General features: G+C 26.2%; 2 protein-coding genes and 1 pseudogene. All 3 read right to left on the bottom strand.

What is annotated here, in order from left to right; all coding sequences use genetic code 11:
• The gene (locus tag G3997_RS06370) at nt 1–609 is read right to left on the bottom strand and encodes a hypothetical protein (RefSeq protein WP_296644606.1); all 609 of its coding nucleotides are present in this window, start codon (nt 607–609) and stop codon (nt 1–3) included.
• A 576-nt stretch (nt 610–1,185) separates the two neighbouring features.
• Nucleotides 1,186–1,797, bottom strand: a complete 612-nt coding sequence (locus G3997_RS06375) for a YitT family protein (RefSeq protein ID WP_296644608.1) — start codon at nt 1,795–1,797, stop codon at nt 1,186–1,188.
• Nucleotides 1,798–2,163: 366 nt separating this feature from the next.
• Nucleotides 2,164–3,889, bottom strand: a pseudogene (gene hcp, locus G3997_RS06380) (hydroxylamine reductase).
• Nucleotides 3,890–4,045 lie beyond the last annotated feature (156 nt).

The following is a 4,045-nucleotide window of genomic DNA, read 5'->3' on the forward strand; positions in this document are numbered from 1 at the left end:
TTAACGATTACATCCACAGTTTTTGTTGCATCCATAGTTATTATTGTATCCATAATTTTCGTTGCAATAATCATAATCATTATCATCATCTTCTGAATATCCATAGTCTTCTAAATTACATCCAAAGTCATCATTGAGGCAATTTTGATAACATTGAGCTGCTTGTTGTAAACAGCATTGAGCTTGTTCCATTAATTCTTGCGCATCATTTGCAACTTCTTCATAGCAATTCCAAAGTTCATTAGCTCTTTTACATTCTTCTATTGCTTGTTGTTTTAAGTTTTCTGCTCTTTGTTCTGCAGCTTGTGCTTCTTGAGCTAGTCTATTTGCTTTATTCATAGCACATTCAGCTTGTTGGCATTTTTGATTAGCTAACTCTTTATATTTATTACATTCTTCTATACAACTATTGTTTTGAGAGGATCCAYAAGAATTGTTGTTTTTATTGCATCCATTGTTATTGTACCCATTATTATTGTTATTATTGTTGTTGTTATTGCAAGCGTTATTATTTTTATTACAAGAATTGTTGTTTTTATTGTATCCATTATTATTTTTAGAATATTTTCTAMTTAGGAAGACTAAACTTCCTAATAATATATTATTCACTTGTCCTAAAACTGTGATAAACTTAAGGCATATTTATAATATTTTTTGTAAATAGATTATCCTTTCTGATATTATTTGTATATAATAAAGTATATTAAATTTAAATTATAGAAAGCGAGAATAAATATGTTAAATAAAATAAGTAAAAGACCTGTATTATTTGGTGGTTTAGTATTTTTATTACTTTCACTTCTTTTTAATGTTCTTGAAGTTTTATTTATTAAATCAGCTCATATAAATGATATAATTCATGTATTTCCGACTATTTTTATTTATGAACCAATTATAAATATTTTTAATCTTGGAAAGCTTAATCAAATATATTTTATTCCACTTGCAGTTATAATAGATTTTTTAATAGGTTTAATAATAAGCTTTATTTTTACTAAGTTTAAATATATAAAAAATAATCTATTAATCTCACTTATAATAGCTTTTTTAATTTATTGGTTTATTATAACATTCCAGTGGATACCTATAATCTAACTAAAAAAAGCTATATAAACACTTTATATAGCTTTTTTTAGTTGTTTTTATGTAATATTTATCACGAAGATAGCTAACATAGCCATATTTTTAAGCTTTAGATAATTTATTATTATTAAAATTATATATAAAATCAATAATCCTTCCGCTTATAGTAACTGCTATAAGAGACCAAAATATATCATATACCGATAAATATGTTAGTGATAAAATTAATACTACTACATCTCCTATAAGATACACATTTCCTATAGTCACTGATGTAATTTTAGAAATAACCATTGCTAGGGCATCATCTCCACCTGCAGCTGCTCCATTTCTTATAATTATACCTACTCCTATACCTACAAATAATCCTGAAAGTATTGTTACTACAAATTTACTAGGTAGTACAGGTATTAATGGTCCTATAGATTCAAATATTTCATAAAAAGTTGAAAAACTTAAAGTCGCTATTATTGAGTGTATTAAGAATTGTTTTCCAAAGAATTTACATGCTATTATAAGCAATGATATGTCTATTATTAGATTAGCTACTGGAGGTTCTATGTCAAATAAGTTTTTTAGTAATAATAAAACTCCTAAAACTCCACCTTCCGTTATGTTGTTTTGATAATTTAAATTATAAATTCCAAATGATAATATTAATGATCCTATAAGTATTAGTATTATGTGCTTTACTTGTGTCCGCCTATCATCCACAAATATCCCTTCCCCTTCTTTTTTATTTACTAATATTATATTCATTTAATAATAGTTTGTATATCTCATTTTTCGTGTATAAATATTGCAGTTTATTTATATAATTTTTAAAGTTCATTTTAGTGTATTTTTATGTATTTTTGTTTAAAACCATTTAAATCTAGTATTTTCAATAGTTTCAATTGTATACAATAATTTTAAAGTTTAGATTAAAAATATTTTTAGTTTAGTATATATAATTCATTGTTTATAAAAATTTTTGTTTTATTTAGTTTTACTAAACTATGAATATTTGCATTTTGCTTTAAAGTTATATTTATATCTAATAGCTACTATATTTAAATATATAGTAGCTATTTTTTANNTTTATTGTTGCATAAACATTTTTAAATCATCTTCAACATTAGTTATACCACCAATTCCAAAGTTTTCAACTAAAACCTTAGCAACATTTGGTGATAAGAATGCTGGAAGTGTTGGTCCTAGATGTATATTCTTAACACCTAAGTATAATAGTGATAATAATACTATTACAGCTTTTTGTTCATACCAAGCTATATTAAAAGCTATCGGTAATTCATTTATATCTTCAAGTTCAAACACTTCTTTTAATTTAAGTGCTATAAGTGCTAATGAATAAGAATCATTACATTGACCTGCATCTAATACTCTTGGTATACCATTTATATCACCTAAGTTTAATTTATTGTATTTGTACTTAGCACATCCTGCTGTAAGTATTACAGTATCTTTTGGTAAATTTAAAGCAAAATCAGTATAGTAGTTTCTTGTTTTAGCTCTTCCATCACACCCTGCCATTACAAAGAATTTCTTTATTGCTCCAGTTTTAACAGCATCTACTACTGCATCTGCAAGTGCTAATACTTGATTGTGGGCAAATCCACCTATTATTTCTCCAGTTTCTATTTGTGTTGGAGGAGCACATTTTTTAGCTTGTTCTATTATTTCTGAAAAGTCTTTATTGTCTTCGCTCTCACCTTTTATATGTTTAACTCCTACAAATCCAGCAGCTCCAGTAGTGTATATTCTATCTTTGTAACTATCCTTTGGTGGTACTATACAGTTTGTAGTCATTAGTATTGGTCCATTGAAACTTTCAAACTCTTCTTTTTGTTTCCACCAAGCATTTCCGTAATTTCCTGCAAAATGAGAATACTTTTTAAATGCTGGGTAATAATGCGCTGGTAACATTTCTGAATGAGTATATACGTCAACTCCAGTTCCTTCTGTTTGTTTTAATAATAATTCTAAATCTTTTAAGTCATGTCCTGATACAAGTATACCTGGATTATTTCTAACACCTATATTTACTTTAGTTATTTCTGGATGTCCGTAAGTTTCAGTATTAGCACTATCAAGTAAAGCCATACCATCTACCCCTACTTTACCAGTTTCTAAAGTTAATGCTATTAATTCATCTACACTTAAATTATCATCTAAAGTTTTAGCTAAAGTAGCTTGCATAAATGCATTTATATCTTCGCTGTCATATCCTAATGCATTAGCATGCTTCATATATGCTGACATTCCTTTTATTCCATATATTATTAATTCTCTTAAACTTCTTATATCTTCATCTTTAGTTGAAAGTACTCCAACTTTAGTARACTTTTCATCCATTTCTGACTTTGAAGATGAGTTCCATAATACTGCTTCTGANATTTTTAGTTGAAAGTACTCCAACTTTAGTAGACTTTTCATCCATTTCTGAYTTTGAAGATGAGTTCCATAATACTGCTTCTGGTAAGTTTTCTTTATTTTCTAATTTATCTAATAATTCTTCTTTAGTATTTAAAGTTTCTTTAACTCTTTCATAGAATACTTCATCATCAAAGTTAGCATTTGTTATTGTAGTAAATAAGTTTATAGTTATTAAGTGATTAACATCTTTACTTACTTCTTTTCCTTCTTCTCTAAGTCTTGTTGTAACAAATGACAATCCTTTTGTTGTATATATTAATAAATCTTGCATTCTTGCTAGATTTGGTGATTTTCCACATACTCCAAATTTTGTACATCCAGTACATCCTGCTGTTTCTTGACATTGATAGCAAAACATAATGTTATCCATAATTACTCCTCCAAAATTATAATGTTTATTTTCTATACACATTATATATACAGATTGAAGTAATTTCTGTAACATTTGTTACGCTTTTATAAATATATTATTATTTGAAATTTAATTATATAATATACGCATATTTATATTATAAATTTTTAATTT

It is taken from the genome of Romboutsia sp. 13368 (assembly GCF_018336475.1).
Lineage (GTDB): Bacteria > Bacillota > Clostridia > Peptostreptococcales > Peptostreptococcaceae > Romboutsia.